Here is a 20,202-nt window from a genome sequence, read left to right as displayed (position 1 = left end):
CGGCCGCCGGTCTTTTCCTCTCAGGCGAATTCCATGATCACGGCGTCGACGGCCAGGCTTTCGCCGGCCGCGGCATTGATCTTCGAAACGACGAGATCGCGGTCGGCGCGCAAGACGTTTTCCATCTTCATCGCCTCGACGATCGCCAGCGTCTCGCCGGCCTTGACCTCCTGGCCCTCGGCAACCGCTATGGCGACGACGAGGCCGGGCATCGGGCAGAGCAGGAGCTTGGAGGTATCGGGCGGCAGCTTCACCGGCATCAGCCTGTCGAGTTCGGCATGACGCGGCGAAAACACCTTGGCGATGACAGAGAGCCCCTGCCAGTCGATACGCAACCCGTTCAGAACGGGGCGAATCTGTGCGGTGATATCGCGACCGCCGACCTTGCCGCTCCAGACAGGTTCGCCAGGTCTCCAATCGGTGACAATATTCTGGCTCTCGCCCTCTATCGACATGTCCATATCGAAGGGGATGGTGACAAGGCCGTCGAGCAACCTTGCAGCGACGTGGTTGTCGCCAATCTTGACCACCCAGTCCTCGCGCAGCGCGCCCGATGCGGCGCGCAGACGATCGGCGAAACGTTCGCGGCGGTTCGCCTCGATCAGCGATGCGGAGAGGGCGATGGCGGCAAGCACGGCCTCCTCCGCCTGCTCCGGTTTCATCGGCGCAAAACCATCGGGATATTCCTCGGCGATGAAGCCTGTGGAAAGCCTGCCCTCGCGCCAGCGCGGATGTTTCATCAACGCCGACAGGAAGGGAACATTGTGTTCGATGCCGTCAACGACGAAGCCGTCGAGCGCCTTGCCCATGGCCTCGATCGCCTCCAGCCGCGTCGGCGCCCAGGTGCAGAGCTTGGCGATCATCGGATCGTAATACATCGAGATCTCGGCGCCCTCGAAGACGCCGGTATCGTTGCGGATGACGACATTGCCGGTCCGGCCTTCGGCCGGCGGGCGGTAGCGCGTCAGGCGGCCGATCGAGGGCAGGAAGTTGCGGTAGGGATCTTCGGCATAAAGCCGACTCTCGATCGCCCAGCCGTCGAGCCTGATGTCCTTCTGAGCAAAGGGAAGGGGCTCTCCCGCTGCCACCCGGATCATCTGCTCGACGAGATCGATACCGGTGACGAGTTCGGTCACGGGATGTTCGACCTGCAGGCGGGTATTCATTTCGAGGAAATAGAAATTGCGGTCGCGGTCGACGATGAATTCGACGGTGCCGGCGCTCTGGTAGTCGACGGCTTTCGCCAGCGCCACCGATTGTTCGCCCATCGCTTTGCGGGTGGATTCATCGAGGAAGGGCGAGGGCGCCTCTTCCGCCACCTTCTGGTTCCGCCGCTGGATCGAGCATTCGCGCTCGCCGAGATAGACGACATTGCCATGCGCATCGGCCAGCACCTGGATCTCGATATGGCGCGGCTCGACAACGTATTTCTCGATGAAGACGCGTTCGTCGCCGAACGAGCTTTTCGCCTCCGAGCGGGCGCGCTCGAAGCCGTCGCGCACCTCGGCCTCGTTCCAGGCAATGCGCATACCCTTGCCGCCGCCGCCGGCCGATGCCTTGATCATGACGGGATAACCGATGCCACCTGCGATCGCTTCCGCATTGGCGGCATCCTCGATGATGCCGAGATGGCCGGGCACGGTGGAGACGCCGGCGGCATTGGCGAATTTCTTCGATTCGATTTTGTCGCCCATTGCCATGATGGCCTTCGGCTTGGGGCCGATGAAGACGATGCCCTGCTTTTCCAGTTCAGCGCAGAAGGCGGCGCGTTCAGACAGGAAGCCGTAGCCGGGATGAACCGCCTCCGCACCCGTCGCCTTGCAGGCGGCGATGATCTTTTCGGCCACCAGATAACTCTCCGACGCCGCGGCCGGGCCGATATGCACGGCCTCGTCGGCCATCTCGACATGCAGCGCGTCCCGATCCGCATCCGAATAGACCGCAACGGTTCGAATGCCCATGCGGCGCGCAGTCTTGATCACGCGGCAGGCGATTTCGCCGCGATTCGCGATCAGGATTTTCTTGAACATCGAGACTCCACCCAGAAATGCGTTCCGGAGTTTTACGCACAAAACACCGGAACGCACAATCAGGCTTGAGGAGCATCAGGCGACAGCGGCTTCGCAGACAGGTTCCTCGTCGACGATTCGCAGCCAGCGGCTGCGCCGCGGCTCGGCATAGTCACGCAGCTCGACGGCGGCCATGATCCCCGCCCAGTGGGGATGATTGGCGCCGGGCAGGGTTGCCTGCTCGATCTGCTGGAGCACGCCGTATTCGGCCGAGGAAACGGGAATGATGCCGCTTTCGGCGACGCTTCTGAAGATTCGCATCGCGAAATCGACGTCCTGGCGGGTAATGCCCCGGCGATCGACGGCACGCGACAGCTTGTAGCCACCGATATTGTCGGTGATCGCCAGACGGAGCTGATCGAGGGCGAGCGCTCTCAATTCACCCGGGACGTCGGCCGAAATCTCCATGACGTGGAGAATGAGCTCGAGTTCCAGCGCCGAGTTGACGACACCGTCGGTCGTGAACATGCGCATGATCCAGGCGACGTTGATTTCATCAAGGGAGCCCTGCGGATAGGTGTAATGAACGATGAAACCGGCGAGCTGCTCTACGAAGAAAGCGTTCCAGGCGGCACATTTTTCAGGGCAGGAATTATTCAGCGCCAACATCGCCACGACATCGTCGGACGTCCGGATGCCTTCCGGAAAAGCATGTTTACGCAATAGCAATATATCTTCGGCCGTCAGCCGATGCTTGCCGGCCACCACACAGGCCGGAAAAGCGAGACGAAATTCGCTCATGTTTTAGCTCCAGGCTTCATCATGAAGCCGGAGACAGTTTTATCGCCTGCGAATTGACGATCCCTCAAGAAGAGGAGTTAATCCGATATTCCCGGGGTCAGGAAGATTTTAACGATTGCGCCTGCAGCCGCTCCCGCCAGATGATGAAGAGCCCTGAAGCAACGATGATGAAGATGCCGATCCATTTGGAAAAGCTCGGGAAATCGTTGAAAAGCGCATAGCCGAGAACGGTCGCCGAGATGATCTCGAAGTACTGGAACGGCGCAAGCAGCGACAGCGGCGCAAGCCGGAAAGCCCGGACCACGAGCATATGTGCATATCCCGAGATCGAGCCGAGGGCGAGAAGCAGGACAAGGCCGAGGCCGGAGGAGGGTAGGGAGACGGCAAAATCGGCATTGCCGGAACTGCTGCCGACGAGAAGGGCGGCCGCCATGAAGACCGTTCCGCCGATGCCGGCCATCGTCTGCATGGTCAGCGGCGAATCGGCCTCGCCGATGGCGCGGTTGAGGAAGAGATAGAGTGAGAACAGGAAGGCGCAGGCGACCGGCAGCAGCGCCTTCAGGCCGAAGATTTCATAGCTCGGTTGAATGACGATCATCGCGCCGCCGAAACCGACGACGATCGCCGTCCAGCGCCGCCAGCCGACCTTGTCACCGAGAAACAGCGCCGACAGGGCGGTCAGCATGAAGGGCTCGACGAAATAGATGGCGAAGACATCGGCGAGCGGCATGTATTTGACGGCGACGAAGAAGAGCAGGCTTGCAGCACCATGCAGCACACCGCGCAGCAGATTCATCCATGGCCGTTTGGCCGAGAGCGCCTTCAGCCCGAAAAGGGCGAAAAGAATCGGCAGGGTGCAGGCAATCTGGAAGAAGAATCGGTAGAAGGTCACCTGACCCGGCGACATCGCCTCGAAGGTCGCCATGTATTTGGCGATCGCATCCATGGTCGGCAGGATGAGCATGGCGCCCGACATGATGGCCATGCCCTGCAGGGAATTTTGATGGGGCTCTGACATGGCTGCCGATTCTTGCGGGGATGACGCCATCAACCATGAGATGGCTTGGCGATCAAGCCGAGCAACCGCAAATAACTTCGAGGGTGAAATCGAAATCGTCGCTTAGAAAGCGTTTCCCTGAAGGGAAATGGTGCGGTCGAGAAGACTCGAACTTCCACGGGTTGCCCCACAGCGACCTCAACGCTGCGCGTCTACCAATTCCGCCACGACCGCATCGTGGTAGGTGCCGATTTGCGTCGGCGGGGCAGCATGTAGCAAAAGCATTTGGGGTGCACAAGGGCGGTATGACAGTTTTTTTAAAAACCGGTCATCGCATTTGAATTGCTCCCGGAACGGGTCCATATAGCTGTCCTGCCGCCCTCCAATTTCGCAGGCATTTCGGGGAGAGCGGCAAGGAATGGCCATGCTTCGCACCGATCTCGAATTCTCCATGCTTCCCCAACCCGGCACTCGGCCGGTACGCTGGCGCATCGCCGATGGCCTCGTTGCCTATGAGGAGGCCGTGGAGACGATGGAGCGCGAGGTGGCGATGATATCGGATGGCGGAGACGAGCTCGTCTGGCTCGTCGAACATCCGCCGCTCTATACTGCCGGCACCAGCGCCAATGCCGGCGACCTCGTCCAGCCAGACCGTTTTCCGGTCTTTGCGACGGGGCGCGGCGGTGAATATACCTATCATGGACCCGGCCAGCGCGTCGCCTATGTGATGCTCGACCTGAAGCGCAGACGCCAGGACGTGCGCGCCTTCGTCGCTGCCCTTGAAGATGTCGTCATCCGCACGCTCGACATGATGAATGTGCGCGGCGAGCGGCGTGAAGACCGCGTCGGCGTCTGGGTGCGCCGTCCGGAAAAGCCGTTGCTTGCCGATGGGACGATGGCCGAGGACAAGATCGCCGCCCTCGGCATAAGATTGCGGAAATGGGTTACCTTCCACGGACTGTCGCTCAACGTCGATCCGGATCTCGACCATTTCAGCGGCATCGTGCCCTGCGGGATATCGGCCTATGGCGTGACCAGCCTCGTCGATCTCGGCTTGCCTGTGATGATGGCTGATGTCGATATCCGGCTGCGCACCGCCTTCGAGGCGGTTTTCGGCGAAACGACCGGCGAAACCTGATTGTTCAGGACGGCGACCTGTCTCCGGCAATCTGCATCTGAAGAAATGGCCGGCTTCGGCCTTGCAGGAGCCAATGCGTCGCGGCGGAATGGGCAGGCGCACGGCGTTGATATCGCTTGCAGAAACCCGTTGGCCAGTCACTGCTGCCGCATTCTGCCGTGAGGATCGGCCAGCAAGAACCGCCGCCCCGTCAGCACACGCCTTAACCGATAATTAGCGATTGCGCAGATATAGGTTATCACAATCTTATGATGCGGAAGACTTGCGAACAATGAAAAAAAAGACAACGGCAAGCTGGTCGTTCTTCGATGTGTATTTCGTTCTCGATATCATCGAAAAAGTCGTCATCGGTTATTTCTTTGTCGCGATCGTCTTGCGTATTCTGCCGCAGATGCAGGACAATCGAGCGATCATCGACTTCCTGCTGATCGTTTCGGAAGGAGCCGCCGCCTTCCTCATCCTGACGCGCCGGCCGACGAAAAATGCGTCGCTTCGTGTGTTTGACTGGATGGTCACCGCCATCGGCACGCTCTTCCCGCTGCTTGTCGTCCCCTCCGCGACACAACCGCTTGCACCGCTCGCACTCTGCGGGACAGTGATGGCGCTCGGTTTTGTGTTGCAGATATCGGCAAAGCTGTCATTGCGGCGAAGCTTCGGCCTTGTGCCGGCCAATCGCGGGATCAAGATCGGCGGGCCCTACAAATTTGTCCGCCATCCGATGTATGCGGGTTATCTGATGACACATATCGGCTTCTTCCTGGCGCATCCGAGCCTTTGGAATTTTGCCATCTATGCGACGGCGCTGACCGCACAATGTTTCCGCCTCCTGGCGGAGGAGCGTCTGCTCAGCCAAGATCCTGCTTACCAGGCTTTCATGGGCAGAACCCGTTACCGCCTCGTTCCATTTCTCTTCTGAAGCGGCGAACAAGTAATTGAAAAAGAGAAGGGCCGATTTCCGGCCCTTCTCTTATGTCGGATCAATGCGTTGCCCGGCATGCTTCGGTGCGGGAGGCGCCGCTGTCGGCACCCTTGGTGTGGGAGCCCTTCGGGCCAATCATGCTGTGGCACGGAGGCAGGGGGGCGATACTCGCCGTGGCGGTCTTGTCGACGGCAGGAGCTGCCATGGCGCTCGGGGCGAAGCCGTCGCTGTCATTGGTGTAGTCGCTGGAATAGGCCGGGGCCTTGCGGTTGCTGTAGTGGACCGGGGCCGGCTTCGACACCGGGCTCGGGGAGAAACCGTCGCTGTCGTTGGTATAGTCGTCGGAATAGGTCGGCTGGGCGAAGGCAGCGCCTGCAAGGCTGACGGCGAACAGCGACGCGGCAAGGGCAAATTTGATGCGCATGGGTCTATCTCCTCAATCTGTTGTTGAATTTCACAACATAAACTAACCCTCGGCACATCCAAGTTCGCGCCCCAATTCAGGCAATTTTGTGAACAAACGGCGGCGTGGCCGCGACCTTTTGTCCAAATGAAATCACAGTGTTGTCAACGAAATTGACGTTCACGTTACAGAAGCCGCCTAAGCAAAATGACAAAATATGGCGTCTGTAAAAGCATCTTGTGATGCAATCTGAAATTGTTAACTTTTGGTAATGTTGGCGGACGGAATTGACGGAGGTGGGCGAGAGGCATTGGGTGCCTCCCGCGGAATATCCGTATCTTGTGGGTGAATCAGTCCTCGTTCGGGATATGCGCGTCGACTCCGGTCAGCTGCAGTTTGTTGCGGACATGGCGCACGCCCTCGACCGAAAGCGCGCTGAGTTCGACCTTGCGGGCAATACCGATCGTCTCCACCGAACCTTCCAGGGTGACGACGTGGCCATCTGCGTGAACCTCGAGGCTGTCGATGTCGACCTCGGGGATGTTTTCGAGGTGATCGTTCACCCGTGCTTCGAGGTCGTCGCTTTCATCCCGGTCGATGCTATCGGGGCGCAGCGAATCCTTGAGGCGGTTCTCGTTGCCATCTTCATCCGTGCCGTCGATCCGGAAGCCCTTGTTGGGGTCGCTGTCGAAATTTGCCGCCGTCTCGCCATAGGGGCGGTTGGACGGGTCGGCGCCGACGCCGTCGGCATAGGGCCAGCCGTCGTCGAGATTTCGTTCCTCGAGGTCACGATAATCTTCCTCCCGGGAAAGCTCAGGCTTCTCCCGGGCAAACTTCGTCTTGTCACCGATCTCTACCATGGCGGTCGCTCCTCGTTTCTTTGCGGGTTCTTTGCTGGAAACGCCGTCCGCGGCGAATGGTTCGGTGTGCAGAGGGATTGTCAGCCGTGATAGTCCGCTCTGATTGTCAGTTCTGGGCCTTCTCCCATCGTTTCACGAGACGGTCGCGTTTCAGCCGGGAGAGGCGCTGCAGCCAGAAAATGCCGTCGAGCTGGTCGACCTCGTGCTGGATGCAGATGGCGTGGAAACCTTCGGCGGCTTCCTCGTGCACGATGCCCTCGGCATCCTGGTACCGGAAGCGAATTGCCCGCGGGCGTTTGACCTCGTCGGTGGCGCCGGGCATGGAGACGCTGCCTTCGGCGTGGTTCATCGTCTCCTGCGAGAACCAGGTGATCTCCGGGTTGACGTAGAGGCGCACGCCGTCGGTCTTGTCGAGCTCCAGCACCGTCACGCGGCTGAGGACGCCAATATGGGCGGCGGTGATGCCGACGCCGGGGGCGGCGCGCATCGTCGCCAGCAAGTCGTCAGCAAGCTCGGCGAGCGACGAATCGAAGGCCGTCACCGGCGCGCAGATGGTCTTCAGGGCAGGATGCGGATAGCGCAGAATCGGACGGATGGGCATGGGGCAGCTTTCTGCTTGAACGGGTTCTGCTTGGACGGGTGGCGAAACTATCGCCGGCCGCAGGCATTGTCATCAAGCGGCAGGTTTGCTGCTTTACGGCAAGGATGCTTTGGGCTAGCAGAAGCATGAATCCCATCGCGGGAGCCTCGCGCGGGATTTGCTTATCTGCTTGTTGACAATGTGTTTTCGCCGACACTGCGAGTGCGGCGCTGTAGTCGTTGAAATTCGAACCAGATGCGAGGGCGGCAGATGACGACGACCGACGGGGAAGACCGCATTCGCAGGCGCGATGACGAGGAAGCCGATATCTACGATGAGGACGGCAATGTCCGCAGCGATTTCCTGGCGCTTGTCGGCGCCGCGATCGCCGATCGCGATACGCTGTTCCTGCGCCAGAACGTTGCCCGCCTGCATGAATCCGAAATAGGCGACCTGCTGGAATCGATCCAGCCGGATCAGCGCTTGGCGCTGGTGCGGCTGCTCGGCGAAGATTTCGATATGACGGCGCTGACCGAGGTCGACGAGGCGATCCGCCGCGAGATCGTCGATCAGATGCCGAACGAGCAGATCGCCGCGGCGATCGGCGAGCTCGATTCGGACGACGCGGTCTACATTCTCGAAGACCTCGACCAGGAGGATCGGGAAGAAATCCTCGCTCAGCTGCCGTTCACCGAGCGGGTGCGACTGCGCCGGGCGCTCGATTATCCCGAAAGTTCGGCCGGGCGCCGCATGCAGACGGAATTCGTCGCCGTGCCGCCGTTCTGGACTGTGGGACAGACGATCGACTACATGCGCGACGAGGAGGATCTGCCCTATTCCTTCTCGCAGATATTCGTCATCGATCCGACCTTCAAGCTGCTCGGCGCCGTCGATCTCGACCAGATCCTGCGCACCAAGCGGCAGACGAAGATCGAGCAGATCATGCGCGAGACCAACCATCCGGTCCCGGCCGAGATGGACCAGGAGGAGGCGGCCCAGCTCTTCGAGCAGTACGACCTTCTCTCGGCCGCCGTCGTCGACGAGAACGGCCGGCTTGTGGGCGTGCTGACCATTGACGACGTCGTCGACGTCATCCACGAGGAAGCGGACGAGGACATCAAGCGCCTCGGCGGCGTCGGCGACGAAGAACTGTCCGACAATGTGCTCTCGACGGCGCGTTCACGTTTCCTCTGGCTTTTGATCAATCTGGGCACGGCGATGCTCTCGGCAAGCGTCATCGGCCTGTTCGACGCTTCGATCGAGAAGATGATCGCACTTGCCGTGCTGATGCCGATCGTCGCCTCGATGGGCGGCAATGCCGGCACGCAGACGATGACGGTGACGGTGCGCGCGCTCGCCACCCGCGACATCGACATCTACAATGCCGGCCGCATCATCCGCAGGGAGGCGGGCGTCGGCATCCTCAACGGTGTCGTCTTCGCGACGATCATGGGCTTGATCGCCGGCACGTGGTTCCACGACTACCAGCTCGGCGGGGTGATCGCGGCGGCGATGATCATCAATCTGGTGGCGGCAGCCCTTGCCGGCATCCTGCTGCCGCTGCTGCTCGACAAGGTGGGGGCCGACCCGGCGATCGCCTCCTCGGTGTTCGTTACGACGGTGACGGACTGTACCGGCTTCTTTGCCTTTCTCGGCATCGCCACATGGTGGTTCGGCATCTGACCGACGAAATTGACTATTACGTAAAAGTCAATATTATCACCGGTTCAAGACGGGGAAGGCATGCCGGTGAACAAATTTTATAGCATAACGGAGCTGACGCGCGAATTCGGTGTTTCCACGCGCACGCTGCGCTTCTACGAGGACGAGGGGCTGATCCATCCGGAGCGGCGGGGGCGGACCCGTCTCTTCCGCCAAGCCGACCGACGGCTCATCGGCGAAATTCTCCGCGGCCGGCGCATTGGCTTCACCATCGCGGAGATTCGCGAGATCATTCAGGTCTACAAGGAGCCGCCGGGTGAACTCGGCCAGCTGAAGCTGCTGATGAAGCGCGTCGACGAGAAGCGCGAGGACCTGCGCCAGAAGCGCAAGGATATCGACGACACGCTGACGGAACTCGACAATATCGAGGAGGCCTGCCTCGGCCGCCTCGCCGAAATCGGCGTCACCACCTGAGGCGAGAGCCTTTGTTTTTACGCAATTCCCGGCAAAAGCGCTTGGCGCTTTGCCTGGGAAAACCGCTTCACACTTTTCCTGGAATTGCTCTAGGCTTATTGCGCCTCGGCGCTGCATTCGGCGGCAATCGTCTGGACCCGCTCGTCCGTCTCTATATTGATGGCGCCCGCCTGCAACGGTGTGAACAGGGCTTGAGCCTGCAATTTCTCCAACGTGCACTGGCAGAAGCTGCGGCAGAGCGCTTCGCCTTGCTGCATGACGCAAGCGGAGTTGCATTGCCTTAGGTAAGTCGCGACCGGGTCCGGCGCCTGTGGCGGCACGACGAGGGAAAGTCCGTAGGCAATGCCGATCAACACCGGCTGGTGAATGAGGTAGAAGGCAAGGCTGTGGCGGCCGAGCCTAGCCGGCCACCAGGAACCGGTGCCGACAGCGGCAAGCCGATGCAGAAGCCTGGTTCTGATCGCGATCGAAGCGAAACTTAACCCGGCGAAAAACGGCGTTGCCCAGGGAAACAGCGGCACATAGTCGTTGGACCGTTCCGGCATCGCGGCAAGGCCGATCCAGGCCAGATATCTGGGATCGAAGAAGGATGACCGAAGCAGGCCGGGTGGGCCGAAATTATCGGTTATCCAGGCGGCAAAAAGTGCCAGCGTGGTGATGAGCGTGACGGCGAGCGGCAACCTCAAAAAAACGACGCCGATCAGCGTCAGCACCGCGATGCAATGCAGGATGCCGAAATAGATCCACTCGTTCGGCATCGCGATGCGCGTGGCGATCGAAATGACGGCGGCTGCCGCGGCAATCATGCCGAAACGCTTCCAGAAGGAGGGCCAGCGGATCTCGGGCGTGCTTGAGAGCACCAGGCTGATGCCGACGATGAACAGAAAGGTCGTGGCGATCGCCCGGGCATAGATCTTCAGCCAGCCGGTCTCGGCCGTGCCCGGCGCGAGATAGCCCATGAACTCCATATCCCAGCTGAAATGGTAGCTCGCCATGGCGATCAGCGCGAGACCGCGCGCCGTGTCCAATAGGCCGATGCGCGGCGGTCTTGCCGCCGCATCGGCTTGCATTGCCGGCAGTGTCATCAAAGTCCCTCGGGCAAATCACGTCCGTCGCTCGACGGCATGTCGCGGCCAATAGCAGAAAGGTGGAGATTTGATGGCGGGCCGGCGTCCATGATCGCCAGCCGCGCCTGCGAGAAGAATTGCCGCCGCGCCAGCACGAAGATGACGGTCGCCGTCGTCAGCATGAAGACATATGGATTGATGAACCAGCCGAGATAACCGATCGACAGGAAGATCGCCCTCAGCCCTTCGTTGAAATTGCTGCCGGCAATGACGTTCATGCGGATGACGCGTTCAGCGGCCCGTTCGGCGGCGATGACGTCGCGTTCGGTATCGCGCAGCATCGGAATCGAGCCGAACAGGATGGTGCAGTAGTTGAACAGCCGGTAGGACCAGCCGAACTTGAAGAAGGCATAACCGAAAAGCGCTGCCAGCCCGCCGACCTTCATCTCGAAGACGGCATGGCCGCTATGGAAGACGAAGGGCAGGTCGGCGAAGACCGCGTCGACCTTCTCGGTTGCCCCGAGCAGCGCGAAGCAACTGCCGATCGCGAAGATCGAGGTCGAAGCGAAGAAGGCGGTGCCGTTCTGCAGGCCTGCCATGATCTGCGTATCGATCATCTTCAGGTCGCGGCGCAGCGAATTGTAGATCCATTCCCGCCGCCGTTCGATCATCGCATGGGTGAGGCTGGTGCGTCCGAAGAAGGTGCGGCCATGCAGCAGCCAGGAATAGCCCATCCAGACACAGGCAAAGAAGGCCAGAGCGATATAGTCCGCCGTCGTCATCAGTGATTCAGTCTCCACGTGAAGTGCGGCCACCTTACATATGCATTGAAATGCTGCAATGACTGGTAAGGTCGGCCGCTTGGTTTTAGCGCCGACCCGCGAAAATCGGATTCGATTTTCGAAAGGGATTATGCGCAAACTCAAGCTGCCGGAGCGTCTTTCAGCGCGTCATCGGACGCATGGCGTTCTACCAATGTCGCACCGGCTCCATGCGATGTCGGTGCGCCGCACGGATTGAAGACCGGCGTCGCTTAAGCTTGCATCCTCGTAATCAGAAGGCGCATCCATGTTTCTCTCGGTATTCGATGTCTTCAAAATCGGTGTTGGGCCGTCGAGTTCGCACACGATGGGTCCGATGTCGGCCGCCAACCGGTTTCTCGCACTGATCCTGTCGAACGAATGGCCGCGCCCATCGTCGGGCGCTGAGGTCGTCGCGATCAAGGTCAGCCTGCACGGCTCGCTTGCCCATACCGGTATCGGCCATGGCACGGGCAGGGCGGTCATTCTCGGCCTGATGGGCGAGGCGCCCGACAGCGTCGATCCCGACAAGATGGACGGCATCGTCGATATGGTCGAGCGCACCGGGCGCATCACGCCGGAGGGTCATCCCGCCTACCAGTTCCAGCCAAAGACCGATCTGGTCTTCGACAAGAAGCAGCCGTTGCCCGGCCATGCCAACGGCATGTCCTTTTCCGCCTTTGACAGGGATGGCCGGCTGCTGCTTAAGCGCATCTACTATTCGGTCGGCGGCGGCTTCGTCGTCACCGACACCGAGTTGGAACAGATGCGTGCGAAGAAGAACGCGGCCAGCGGGACGCGCGTGCCCTATCCGTTCTCGACGGCAAAACAGATGCTCGATATGGCGGAGCGCTCGGGGCTGTCGATCGCGCAGATGAAGCGGGCGAACGAGGAGAGCCAGCGCAGCCGGGAGGAGCTCGATCAGGGACTCGACCGCATCTGGGAAGCGATGCGCTCCTGCATCGAGCGTGGCCTCAAGGTCGACGGCATCATGCCGGGTGGACTCAACGTCAAGCGCCGCGCCCGCAGGATTCACGACAAGCTGGAGGAGGAGTGGCGCAGCAACCGCGTCAACCCGCTGCTCGCCAACGACTGGCTCTCCGTCTATGCGATGGCTGTCAACGAGGAGAATGCAGCCGGCGGGCGCGTCGTCACCGCACCGACCAATGGTGCGGCTGGCGTCATTCCGGCGACGATCCGCTATTACGAGCATTTCCACGAGGACTGGGACCAGAACGGCATCCGCGATTATCTGCTGACGGCCGCGGCCATCGGCGGCATCATCAAGCATAATGCCTCGATCTCGGGCGCCGAGGTCGGCTGTCAGGGCGAGGTCGGATCGGCGGCGGCGATGGCGGCCGCCGGCCTTGCCGCGGTCATGGGCGGCACGCCGGAGCAAATCGAGAACGCCGCCGAGATCGCCCTCGAACATCATCTCGGCATGACCTGCGACCCGGTCGCGGGGCTGGTGCAGGTTCCCTGCATCGAGCGCAACGCGCTCGGCGCCGTCAAAGCGGTCACTGCGGCATCCCTCGCCGTCAAGGGCGACGGCCAGCATTTCGTGCCGCTCGACGCCTGCATCGAGACGATGCGCCAGACCGGTCACGACATGAGCGAAAAATACAAGGAAACCTCGACGGGTGGTCTTGCCGTCAATGTCGTGGAATGCTGAGTTTGTGGACGCCCTGCGCTAGACAGCGCTTTGCTTGGCAAAACCGCTGCGCTTTGCCCGGCAAAAGCGCTGCGCGCTTTGCCTGGGAAAACCGCTTCACACTTTTTGTGGAATTGCTTTAGACGCTTGACGCTCGCTGCCAAAAGGATTTCAACGGCGGCATGGCATTGCATCTCATCAAACTCTGTGTCGGCGCCGACTCGATAGACGATCTGCGCGAATGGGTGGCGGAACGCTCGCTCAGCGCCATCGCCGCCGGACTTGAGCCGCACTCGGTGCACACGACGCGAATGGTGCCGAAACGCATCGAGGAGCTGCTGGATGGCGGCTCGCTCTACTGGGTGATCAAGGGACAGGTGCAGGCGCGGCAGAAACTGCTCGGCATCCAGACCTTCACCGACGGCGAGGGCATTTCGCGCTGCCGGCTGATGCTCGGCCCGGAGGTCATCGAGACGGCTGCGCAGCCGAAGCGCCCCTTCCAAGGCTGGCGTTATTACACTGAGGACGACGTGCCGCGCGACCTGACAAGCCTTGGGGCCGGTATTGTCGAAATGCCTGCGGACCTTCGCCGCGAGCTGACCGAGCTTGGCCTGCTCTAAAGCGCGTCGCGATCTTTCAGATTCGCTCCTCGCGCTTTAGATCCTTGTTTTTACGCATGCGGTTATCGCAAAACCGCTGCACACTTTTGCGCGACATGCTCTAATCCCGAAAATCAGAACCGGTTTTCTGCAGGCGGATGTCTGCCGTTCAGCGTAGGCGCAGTTGCACCGGCGCGCTACCGTCGGGCGAAGTCACATGCAGGTGAATGCGAGCTTCGGGCTGCGAATAACGCCAGGCGCGGGCGCCATGGCAAAGCAGCAGATTGATGAGATCTCGGGTCTTCGGAGACTTCGGCTTCGGTCGCTGCAGGCCGATCTCGGCCAGGCGCATGGCCGCCTCGTGCAACGGATGCAGGGAAGAGCGGCCTTTGGCCGTCGTACGGCGGTCTGAAGGCATTCCCGGAACATTCTCATTGATCGCCATTGTTTTCCCCGTACGCAATACTGATCGAGTTCAAGAAAAGTGGCCGGAAACGCAAACACCGATTCCGGCCGTCACCGATGCCGCCGGCCATTTTGCAGGCAGCATCGAATAGCTCATTGGGCAGCCGCCCAGCACTTGATGCCGGCCTTCTTCAAGGCCTTGCAGGCGTTGACCGCATCACGCTGGTCATCGAAACCACCGAAGCGGGCGCGATAGAGCTGGTCACCACCAGCGCCGTAGGCGACGGCGAAAGGCTTTGCCGAGGCCAATGCCTTGCCGCCCTTGCCCTTAGCGTTCTCGAGAAGGTCCATGGCCATCTGCCGGCTCGGCGAGACGCCGACCTGCACGACCCAGCCGGCGGGGCCATTGTTGGCAGAAACGGGGCTGGCAGAGGCAGGGCTGGTCGAGGCCGTCGTGACGTTGTCGACGCCGGTATCGCTTTCCGACGGCATGGATGCGGGCGCCGGCTTCGGTGCGGGGACCGATGCCTGCTGCTTGAAGGTCATGGTCTTGACTTTGGTCGGCGACGGCATCGGCTGCGCGACCAGCGGATTGTCGGATTTCGGTGCTGATGTCTCGGCATAGGCGACTTCGGTCTCGGCCACCTCGCGCGCATCCGGCAGCGGGCCTTTGTGCGGAAGGCTGAGATCGGCAACTGCTGCCGAAACCGGCGGCTGCGCCGCGGTGATGGTCTTTGCCATTTGCGGCTGGACCTTCTGCGGCTGGACCGGCGCAGGTGTCTCAATCATTGCAGAGGCGGGGGCAGGGGCCGCCTGGGCGATCAGCGCCGACGATCCACCACGGCTCGATGCCTTGGGAAGATAGGTGGCGATCAGATTGCGCATCTGGGCATCGCGGGCAGGCGTCGAGGCGCCGCCGAGCACGACACCAACGATCGACTTGCCGTCCAACTGCACCGAGCTCACCAGGTTGAAACCGGCAGCTCTGGTGTAGCCGGTCTTGATGCCGTCGACGCCGCGTACCGAACCGACCAGGCGGTTGTGGCTGCGGATCGTGCGACTGCCGAACTTGAAGGCGCGGGTGGAGAAATAGCCGTAATATTGCGGGAAATGCTGACGAAGAGCGATACCGAGGCGGGCCTGATCGCGCGCCGTTGTCATCTGCGCCGTATTCGGCAGGCCGTTGGCGTTGCGATAGGTGGTGCGCGTCATGCCGAGCGCATGCGCCTTGGCGGTCATCAGCTGGGCAAAACGATCCTCGCTGCCGCCGCCGAGCATTTCGCCGAGCGCGGTGGCGGCATCATTGGCCGACAGGGTGACGAGCCCGAGAATGCCTTGCTCGACGGTGATCGTGCCGCCGGCGCGAACGCCGAGCTTGGTCGGCGCCTGGGCTGCCGCATGGGCGGAGAAGGGAACCGGCGTATCGAGACGGATGCGACCCTGTTCCAGCGCCTCGAAGGTCATGTAGAGGGTCATCATCTTGGTCAGGGAGGCGGGATATTGCAGCCGGTCGGCATTCTCACTGTAGAGAACATTGCCGGTCTTGGCGTCGACGACGATGCCTGCATATTTCGAATTCGCCGCTTCCGCTTCGGCACTTACCGAATCGACCAGGACGATCGTGACGGCCACCGAAAGGATCGCCAGCAGCTTTGCGAAAAAACTACCGGATCGGGACGATGATACGGAGGAGACTGACCTTGACACTATTCCACTCTTCGCTTTGCATTTCAGATATTTGGCACTTCAGATATTCGGCCGGAACCGCACACCTCCCGCCGCACAGCTCGTCTTTCAAATCTACCGATTGGGCGTTACCAATCCGTTTATGATGAATCGTTTATTTCGCTGTCCGGGGAGCATTTTAGGGACTTGTTGCAGAACGGTTCATAAGACGCGCTTCCACAAAGGTGCGGATAGCGGCATCAATATGTTCCCAGTCGTCGAGATGGCTGCTGGAGAAGCGGTAGAGAACGCTGAGATCGTTGCCGACTTTGATATCGCGCTGGCAATCTCCGCTCGTCGCCTTGTCCGGGGCTGAAGGCAATACGCAGCGTACGACGTAATCCGGGCCGTCTTTGACGGGCGCCGTCAACAGCACCTCGTCGCCGTAACCGGCGTCGGCGCGAAGACGATGCAGCGTCAGGCCGTTGCCGAAAGTCTCGGCCGGTCCTTCGAGCAGATGCGAATAGATCGGCTCCAGCCGGCCGGACATGTCGCGCGACATGGTGCTCTGGGTGATCTGCAGAAAGAGCAGGCCGGAGGATTGGGTGACATCGTCGAATCGAAGATGGTTTTCCTTGCCGTAACCCTGCATTTCGGGCCAGGCGAGGTAGAGATCGACGCGCTCGGCCGCGCCTTCATGCCTTTGGCTCGGGAAGCGGATGGCATTCTCGGGGAATTTCACGCTGTCGCGGCCGATCGTCAGCAAGATCTCGGCAGTGCTGTCCGTGTTGCCGGCAAGCGAGATATGCCGGCCGAACCAGCGCCCGCCGATGCTGATGGCGACGGTCAGCACTGCAAGGACCGCAATCACCGCCATCGTGCGAAGGAGAAACCCCATGGAGAAAAGCGGCTGCTCTTGGGATGCGCTGTGCACGGCATGGCTCATGGCGGTTCTTCGCGTTTCGGCCGCGGGAAAACATGAATCGCCGGTGCCGATGATGAATCTGATCGGCAGGATCAGACCGGCATGGTTAATAATTCGCTAAAGCATGTCGGGGAAGGAACGAATGCTTGTCCCAAAAGAAAACGAGCCGTTCCCGGGACAGCGGGAACGGCTCTTGAGGCGCCGGTCGGGGACGGGATGCGGGGACTGACCGGGCCGCAGGCTGCAGCCGGCATGGAGCCGGCAGTATTTCTTACTTGACGCTACCGACCGCGACAGCGCGGCCGTCCTGAAGCTTCGACCAGCGGGCCGGATCGTCGGCGGACTGGCGTTTCAGATAGGTGTATTCGGTATCCGACCACAGCAGCACCTTGTTGCGCATATTGTCGAGGATGAAGTCGCCGTGATCGGTGCGGACCGTCAGTACGGCATGGCCTTCGCCGTTCGGCTGCAACACGACTGTTATCAGCGTGTCTGACGGCGAGAAGCCGTCCTCGATCAGCATCTTGCGCTTGAGCAGGGCATAGTCCTCACAGTCACCGACGGTTGTGGGATAGGCCCAGCGCTCCTCGACGCCGTAGATCTGTTCATCCGTCTCCGGCTGAATCGTCGAATTGACCGTGTAATTGACCTTGAGAATTTCCTTCCAGCGATCCTCGGTGAGGATAGCCGGTCCGGCATCGCCGCCGACCTCGACGCATTCCTTCGGATTTGCCTTGCAGAATTCATAATGTCCGATCGGCGGGCTGGCATTGCCTGCCAGCGCCATGCTGGCGGGCGTCGCCTGTCCCGAACCCGCCATTGCCATCATGAGGACACCGGCCAGCAGGCCGCCTTTCAGGATGTTCGCACTTGTCATTGCCGTCTCCCCGTAAGTTGAGGCGACAATGGCACAGACGTTTTTATCCCGCGCAAAATTACGCAATAGAATTAAAGGCTTAGTTGATTCAAATGCCGGTAAAATCTGGCTAAAAACCAAGTCGAATGCGACTAAAACTTGAAGCGGATTTGTCTCGAAATCGATTAAAAATGTAATTGGCGCAACAAGGCTTTCGGCCGCAAAAAGGTTGCGTTGCCGTGCCGGCGTTAAGGGTTTTCGTTGAGCCGGGTAAGATCCGATGTCTTGGGGTTGCGCTGGGAAAGCCGGCGATGCAGGCCGGGCTCGGTCGATTCGACCGCTTCAAAAGCAGAATTTCGCTTAGATCCGCGTTTCCGGCGGCAAATTATTTTTGAGGAAAATTGCGAAACCGATCGGTGGCGGCGACGATCGCCGCACTCATATCGGGATTTTCAGTGGAATGGGCGGCATGCGGGAGGATTTTGAGTTCGCTTTGTGGCCAGGCGCGCGCAAGTTCCCAGGCGGTGACAAGCGGCGCCTCGATGTCGAGCCTTCCCTGCAGCAGGACGGCGGGAATGCCTGTCAGGCGCGCGGCGTTCTTCAAAAGCTGGCCGTCTTTCAGCCAGGCGCCATGGATAAAATAATGGGTGATGATGCGGGCGCGGGCAAGCAGATAGGTCGGATTGGCCCAGCGGCGCGGCAGCCCCTCGGGATCGGCGAGCAGGATCGAGGCCGCCTCCCAGTCATGCCAGTCACGCGACGCCTTCAGCCGCGTGTCCGGGCTGGGGTCGTTGAGCAGACGATGATAGGCTGCCACCATGTTCTGATCGCGTTCCCGGTGACCTGCGGGAACCGCCTGTTGGAAACGGTGCCATTCTTCCGGAAAAAGCGGCGCCATGCCGCGATAGAGCCAGTCGACTTCCGAGCGCCTGGTGGTGGTCACCCCTGCGATGACGATCGCGGAGACGTGCTGAGGATGGGTTTCGGCATAGGCGAGCGCCAGGGTCGAGCCCCAGGAATTGCCGAAGACGAGCCAGGTGTCGATACCGAAAAGGAGCCGTAGCCGCTCGATATCGGCAACGAGATGCCAGGTGGTGTTGAGGGAGAGGTCGGTTTCCGGATCGGCGGCGCTCGGCAGACTGCGGCCGCAATTGCGCTGATCGAACAGAATGATTCGGTAGGCATCGGGATCGAAATGGCGTCGCGCCGTCGTCGAACAGCCGGAGCCCGGCCCGCCATGCAGCACCAGTGCCGGCCGGCCCGCCGGATTGCCGCAGGTCTCCCAATAGATCAAATTGCCGTCGCCCGTGTCGAGCAGGCCATGATCATAGGGGGCGATTTCCGGATAGAGAGCTGACATCGGTGCGCCTGCGGTCGAGGCGGACCTTATCCATCATATCCATGACGAATGGAAGACGGATGACGGGCGGCAAGCCCGGCCGTAAGTCCACGGTGCAGTTTGCGCGAGCTGCTGCGAAACCGATCGGTGGCGCAGGTCGTTCCACTCATAATGTTACCATCGACTGGTTGGAACGACTTGCGACAGGATTTCGAGCCTGCTTTCCGAAGCCAGATTCCTTGCCGCTTGCAGATCTCTTGCCGTGAAGCTCAAGCCCTGTCAACGCGACCTGACCGGGTGCGCACCGGACCCGGCAAGCGCGGCAGGATCAGCAGCCTGTCAGAGGAATTCGCGCAGCGTCTCGCGGGACTGGATCGACAGGAATTCGATCGCCACACCTTCGACGAAATGGCGCACGACGCGGCCGCGCATGTTGCCGAGGCGCACCGCCGTTCCGATCGAGGGGCGCATCTCGACGTCGACGGCAGCGCCCGACAGCGAAAGGTCCATGATGCGGCAGGAATAACGTGTACCGTCTTCGAGGGTCAGCTCGGTCTTCGTGTCGCGCGGCGTCAGACGGTCATGGCGACGATCTTCCGGCAGGCCGAGTTCGTGCTTGTTGGCAAGCCAGGTGAGCTGGGCGGCGAGCTTCTCGCGCTTCCGCTCGGTGGCATTGATCGACATGGTGAAGCCGCGGCCATCGAGCGTCTGGACATAACCTTCGACACGGCCGAGATGGTCGATATAGGCGACGACGCGTTCGTTGGCGCGCGGCCGGCCGGGGCAGGTGACGTACATGTCGCCAGGCGACATGTCGATCACCATGCATTCGAATTCCTCGTAGTTCGCAAGCATCAGCCGGCCCTGCATATTGATGGGCACACGCTGAAAAACGCCGTGTTCAGGGCGCGGCGCAGGTCGTTGCGTCTGAGCTGGCTGGAACGAGTGCATCAAGGGGCTTCTTCATCAAAATCGCAGAGACCGATCTTTACCCGCAATCCATTAACAGAAGGTTGTTTTGCCTCAATCGGACATAGCCGAAAACGAGTATG

General features: G+C 60.8%; 20 protein-coding genes and 1 tRNA gene. 6 read left to right on the top strand and 15 right to left on the bottom strand.

From position 1 onward, the window contains the following. Nucleotides 1-20 precede the first annotated feature (20 nt). The 4 genes from PO860_RS09575 to PO860_RS09560 all read right to left on the bottom strand — a co-directional run bounded on the left by PO860_RS09575 (nucleotide 21) and on the right by PO860_RS09560 (nucleotide 4,041). Nucleotides 21-2,030 carry an acetyl-CoA carboxylase biotin carboxylase subunit gene (locus PO860_RS09575; RefSeq protein ID WP_273882776.1) on the bottom strand — a complete coding sequence of 670 codons (2,010 nt, stop codon included), beginning with the start codon at nucleotides 2,028-2,030 and terminating at the stop codon, nucleotides 21-23. Between the two features lie 75 nt (nucleotides 2,031-2,105). Beyond that, nucleotides 2,106-2,810 (bottom strand): hypothetical protein, encoded by a 705-nt coding sequence (locus PO860_RS09570; RefSeq protein ID WP_183607242.1) that lies wholly within the window; start codon nucleotides 2,808-2,810, stop codon nucleotides 2,106-2,108. Nucleotides 2,811-2,907: 97 nt separating this feature from the next. Beyond that, nucleotides 2,908-3,858 (bottom strand): DMT family transporter, encoded by a 951-nt coding sequence (locus PO860_RS09565; protein ID WP_183607243.1) that lies wholly within the window; start codon nucleotides 3,856-3,858, stop codon nucleotides 2,908-2,910. 98 nt (nucleotides 3,859-3,956) lie between these two features. After that, nucleotides 3,957-4,041 (bottom strand) — tRNA-Leu (locus PO860_RS09560). A gap of 184 nt (nucleotides 4,042-4,225) precedes the next feature. Between PO860_RS09560 and lipB the strand changes: the two genes are divergently transcribed. Together lipB and PO860_RS09550 are read left to right on the top strand one after the other, a co-directional pair. Then, nucleotides 4,226-4,945, top strand: a complete 720-nt coding sequence (gene lipB, locus PO860_RS09555) for a lipoyl(octanoyl) transferase LipB (protein ID WP_183607244.1) — start codon at nucleotides 4,226-4,228, stop codon at nucleotides 4,943-4,945. Between the two features lie 271 nt (nucleotides 4,946-5,216). Beyond that, nucleotides 5,217-5,861 (top strand): methyltransferase family protein, encoded by a 645-nt coding sequence (locus PO860_RS09550; protein ID WP_183607245.1) that lies wholly within the window; start codon nucleotides 5,217-5,219, stop codon nucleotides 5,859-5,861. 61 nt (nucleotides 5,862-5,922) lie between these two features. Here PO860_RS09550 and PO860_RS09545 read toward each other — a convergent pair whose 3' ends face one another. The 3 genes from PO860_RS09545 to PO860_RS09535 all read right to left on the bottom strand — a co-directional run bounded on the left by PO860_RS09545 (nucleotide 5,923) and on the right by PO860_RS09535 (nucleotide 7,728). Then, nucleotides 5,923-6,288, bottom strand: a complete 366-nt coding sequence (locus PO860_RS09545; protein ID WP_183607246.1) for a hypothetical protein — start codon at nucleotides 6,286-6,288, stop codon at nucleotides 5,923-5,925. 329 nt (nucleotides 6,289-6,617) lie between these two features. Beyond that, entirely contained in the window at nucleotides 6,618-7,127 is a 510-nt protein-coding gene (locus tag PO860_RS09540; protein WP_183607247.1) for a BON domain-containing protein, read from the bottom strand. Between the two features lie 106 nt (nucleotides 7,128-7,233). Then, nucleotides 7,234-7,728 carry a peptide deformylase gene (locus PO860_RS09535; RefSeq protein ID WP_272782524.1) on the bottom strand — a complete coding sequence of 165 codons (495 nt, stop codon included), beginning with the start codon at nucleotides 7,726-7,728 and terminating at the stop codon, nucleotides 7,234-7,236. A 249-nt stretch (nucleotides 7,729-7,977) separates the two neighbouring features. On the opposite strand from PO860_RS09535, the gene mgtE reads away from it, so the two are divergent. Both mgtE and PO860_RS09525 read left to right on the top strand, forming a co-directional pair. After that, nucleotides 7,978-9,390: a magnesium transporter gene (gene mgtE / locus PO860_RS09530; protein WP_183607248.1), complete on the top strand. Its 1,413-nt coding sequence runs from the start codon at nucleotides 7,978-7,980 to the stop codon at nucleotides 9,388-9,390. Nucleotides 9,391-9,450: 60 nt separating this feature from the next. Then, nucleotides 9,451-9,843, top strand: a complete 393-nt coding sequence (locus PO860_RS09525; RefSeq protein WP_085737334.1) for a MerR family transcriptional regulator — start codon at nucleotides 9,451-9,453, stop codon at nucleotides 9,841-9,843. Nucleotides 9,844-9,938: 95 nt separating this feature from the next. On the opposite strand, the gene PO860_RS09520 is transcribed toward PO860_RS09525, so the two are convergent. Together PO860_RS09520 and PO860_RS09515 are read right to left on the bottom strand one after the other, a co-directional pair. Beyond that, nucleotides 9,939-10,928 (bottom strand): heparan-alpha-glucosaminide N-acetyltransferase, encoded by a 990-nt coding sequence (locus tag PO860_RS09520; protein ID WP_272782525.1) that lies wholly within the window; start codon nucleotides 10,926-10,928, stop codon nucleotides 9,939-9,941. Beyond that, the gene (locus PO860_RS09515) at nucleotides 10,928-11,692 is read right to left on the bottom strand and encodes a DUF599 domain-containing protein (protein ID WP_183607250.1); all 765 of its coding nucleotides are present in this window, start codon (nucleotides 11,690-11,692) and stop codon (nucleotides 10,928-10,930) included. Before PO860_RS09515 ends, PO860_RS09520 begins: the two co-directional genes overlap by 1 nt. Before the next feature lie 286 nt (nucleotides 11,693-11,978). On the opposite strand from PO860_RS09515, the gene PO860_RS09510 reads away from it, so the two are divergent. Continuing rightward, entirely contained in the window at nucleotides 11,979-13,382 is a 1,404-nt protein-coding gene (locus PO860_RS09510; protein WP_273885595.1) for an L-serine ammonia-lyase, read from the top strand. 161 nt (nucleotides 13,383-13,543) lie between these two features. Then, on the top strand, nucleotides 13,544-13,981 hold the full coding sequence (locus tag PO860_RS09505; RefSeq protein ID WP_275038258.1) for a DUF1489 family protein: 438 nt from the start codon (nucleotides 13,544-13,546) through the stop codon (nucleotides 13,979-13,981). Nucleotides 13,982-14,129: 148 nt separating this feature from the next. Here the strand turns inward: PO860_RS09505 and PO860_RS09500 are convergent, their stop codons facing one another. The 6 genes from PO860_RS09500 to PO860_RS09475 all read right to left on the bottom strand — a co-directional run bounded on the left by PO860_RS09500 (nucleotide 14,130) and on the right by PO860_RS09475 (nucleotide 20,101). Further along, nucleotides 14,130-14,405, bottom strand: coding sequence for a hypothetical protein (locus PO860_RS09500; protein ID WP_183607253.1), 276 nt, complete (start codon nucleotides 14,403-14,405; stop codon nucleotides 14,130-14,132). Between the two features lie 113 nt (nucleotides 14,406-14,518). After that, nucleotides 14,519-16,072 carry a serine hydrolase gene (locus tag PO860_RS09495; RefSeq protein WP_275038257.1) on the bottom strand — a complete coding sequence of 518 codons (1,554 nt, stop codon included), beginning with the start codon at nucleotides 16,070-16,072 and terminating at the stop codon, nucleotides 14,519-14,521. A 157-nt stretch (nucleotides 16,073-16,229) separates the two neighbouring features. Then, nucleotides 16,230-16,976: a hypothetical protein gene (locus PO860_RS09490; RefSeq protein ID WP_275038256.1), complete on the bottom strand. Its 747-nt coding sequence runs from the start codon at nucleotides 16,974-16,976 to the stop codon at nucleotides 16,230-16,232. A gap of 250 nt (nucleotides 16,977-17,226) precedes the next feature. Next, entirely contained in the window at nucleotides 17,227-17,832 is a 606-nt protein-coding gene (locus PO860_RS09485; protein ID WP_272782529.1) for a transglutaminase-like cysteine peptidase, read from the bottom strand. A 364-nt stretch (nucleotides 17,833-18,196) separates the two neighbouring features. Beyond that, nucleotides 18,197-19,171 (bottom strand): prolyl aminopeptidase, encoded by a 975-nt coding sequence (gene pip / locus PO860_RS09480; RefSeq protein ID WP_275038255.1) that lies wholly within the window; start codon nucleotides 19,169-19,171, stop codon nucleotides 18,197-18,199. A gap of 318 nt (nucleotides 19,172-19,489) precedes the next feature. After that, complete coding sequence (locus tag PO860_RS09475) at nucleotides 19,490-20,101, bottom strand: PilZ domain-containing protein (RefSeq protein WP_183607257.1); 612 nt, start codon at nucleotides 20,099-20,101, stop codon at nucleotides 19,490-19,492. Between the last annotated feature and the right edge of the window lie 101 nt (nucleotides 20,102-20,202).

The organism is Rhizobium binxianense (assembly GCF_028994275.1).
GTDB lineage: Bacteria > Pseudomonadota > Alphaproteobacteria > Rhizobiales > Rhizobiaceae > Rhizobium > Rhizobium binxianense.
Note: the sequence above shows the minus strand (reverse complement) of the source record. Positions and strands in the feature narration are given on the sequence as shown.

Bases quoted from the DNA above. Each gene is read 5' to 3' on its own strand.
- PO860_RS09575 (WP_273882776.1), bottom strand. From the start codon at position 2,030: ATGTTCAAGAAAATCCTGATCGCGAATCGCGGCGAAATCGCCTGCCGC.
- PO860_RS09570 (WP_183607242.1), bottom strand. From the start codon at position 2,810: ATGAGCGAATTTCGTCTCGCTTTTCCGGCCTGTGTGGTGGCCGGCAAG.
- PO860_RS09565 (WP_183607243.1), bottom strand. From the start codon at position 3,858: ATGGCGTCATCCCCGCAAGAATCGGCAGCCATGTCAGAGCCCCATCAA.
- lipB (WP_183607244.1), top strand. From the start codon at position 4,226: ATGGCCATGCTTCGCACCGATCTCGAATTCTCCATGCTTCCCCAACCC.
- PO860_RS09550 (WP_183607245.1), top strand. From the start codon at position 5,217: ATGAAAAAAAAGACAACGGCAAGCTGGTCGTTCTTCGATGTGTATTTC.
- PO860_RS09545 (WP_183607246.1), bottom strand. From the start codon at position 6,288: ATGCGCATCAAATTTGCCCTTGCCGCGTCGCTGTTCGCCGTCAGCCTT.
- PO860_RS09540 (WP_183607247.1), bottom strand. From the start codon at position 7,127: ATGGTAGAGATCGGTGACAAGACGAAGTTTGCCCGGGAGAAGCCTGAG.
- PO860_RS09535 (WP_272782524.1), bottom strand. From the start codon at position 7,728: ATGCCCATCCGTCCGATTCTGCGCTATCCGCATCCTGCCCTGAAGACC.
- mgtE (WP_183607248.1), top strand. From the start codon at position 7,978: ATGACGACGACCGACGGGGAAGACCGCATTCGCAGGCGCGATGACGAG.
- PO860_RS09525 (WP_085737334.1), top strand. From the start codon at position 9,451: ATGCCGGTGAACAAATTTTATAGCATAACGGAGCTGACGCGCGAATTC.
- PO860_RS09520 (WP_272782525.1), bottom strand. From the start codon at position 10,928: ATGACACTGCCGGCAATGCAAGCCGATGCGGCGGCAAGACCGCCGCGC.
- PO860_RS09515 (WP_183607250.1), bottom strand. From the start codon at position 11,692: ATGACGACGGCGGACTATATCGCTCTGGCCTTCTTTGCCTGTGTCTGG.
- PO860_RS09510 (WP_273885595.1), top strand. From the start codon at position 11,979: ATGTTTCTCTCGGTATTCGATGTCTTCAAAATCGGTGTTGGGCCGTCG.
- PO860_RS09505 (WP_275038258.1), top strand. From the start codon at position 13,544: ATGGCATTGCATCTCATCAAACTCTGTGTCGGCGCCGACTCGATAGAC.
- PO860_RS09500 (WP_183607253.1), bottom strand. From the start codon at position 14,405: ATGGCGATCAATGAGAATGTTCCGGGAATGCCTTCAGACCGCCGTACG.
- PO860_RS09490 (WP_275038256.1), bottom strand. From the start codon at position 16,976: ATGAGCCATGCCGTGCACAGCGCATCCCAAGAGCAGCCGCTTTTCTCC.
- PO860_RS09485 (WP_272782529.1), bottom strand. From the start codon at position 17,832: ATGACAAGTGCGAACATCCTGAAAGGCGGCCTGCTGGCCGGTGTCCTC.
- pip (WP_275038255.1), bottom strand. From the start codon at position 19,171: ATGTCAGCTCTCTATCCGGAAATCGCCCCCTATGATCATGGCCTGCTC.
- PO860_RS09475 (WP_183607257.1), bottom strand. From the start codon at position 20,101: ATGCACTCGTTCCAGCCAGCTCAGACGCAACGACCTGCGCCGCGCCCT.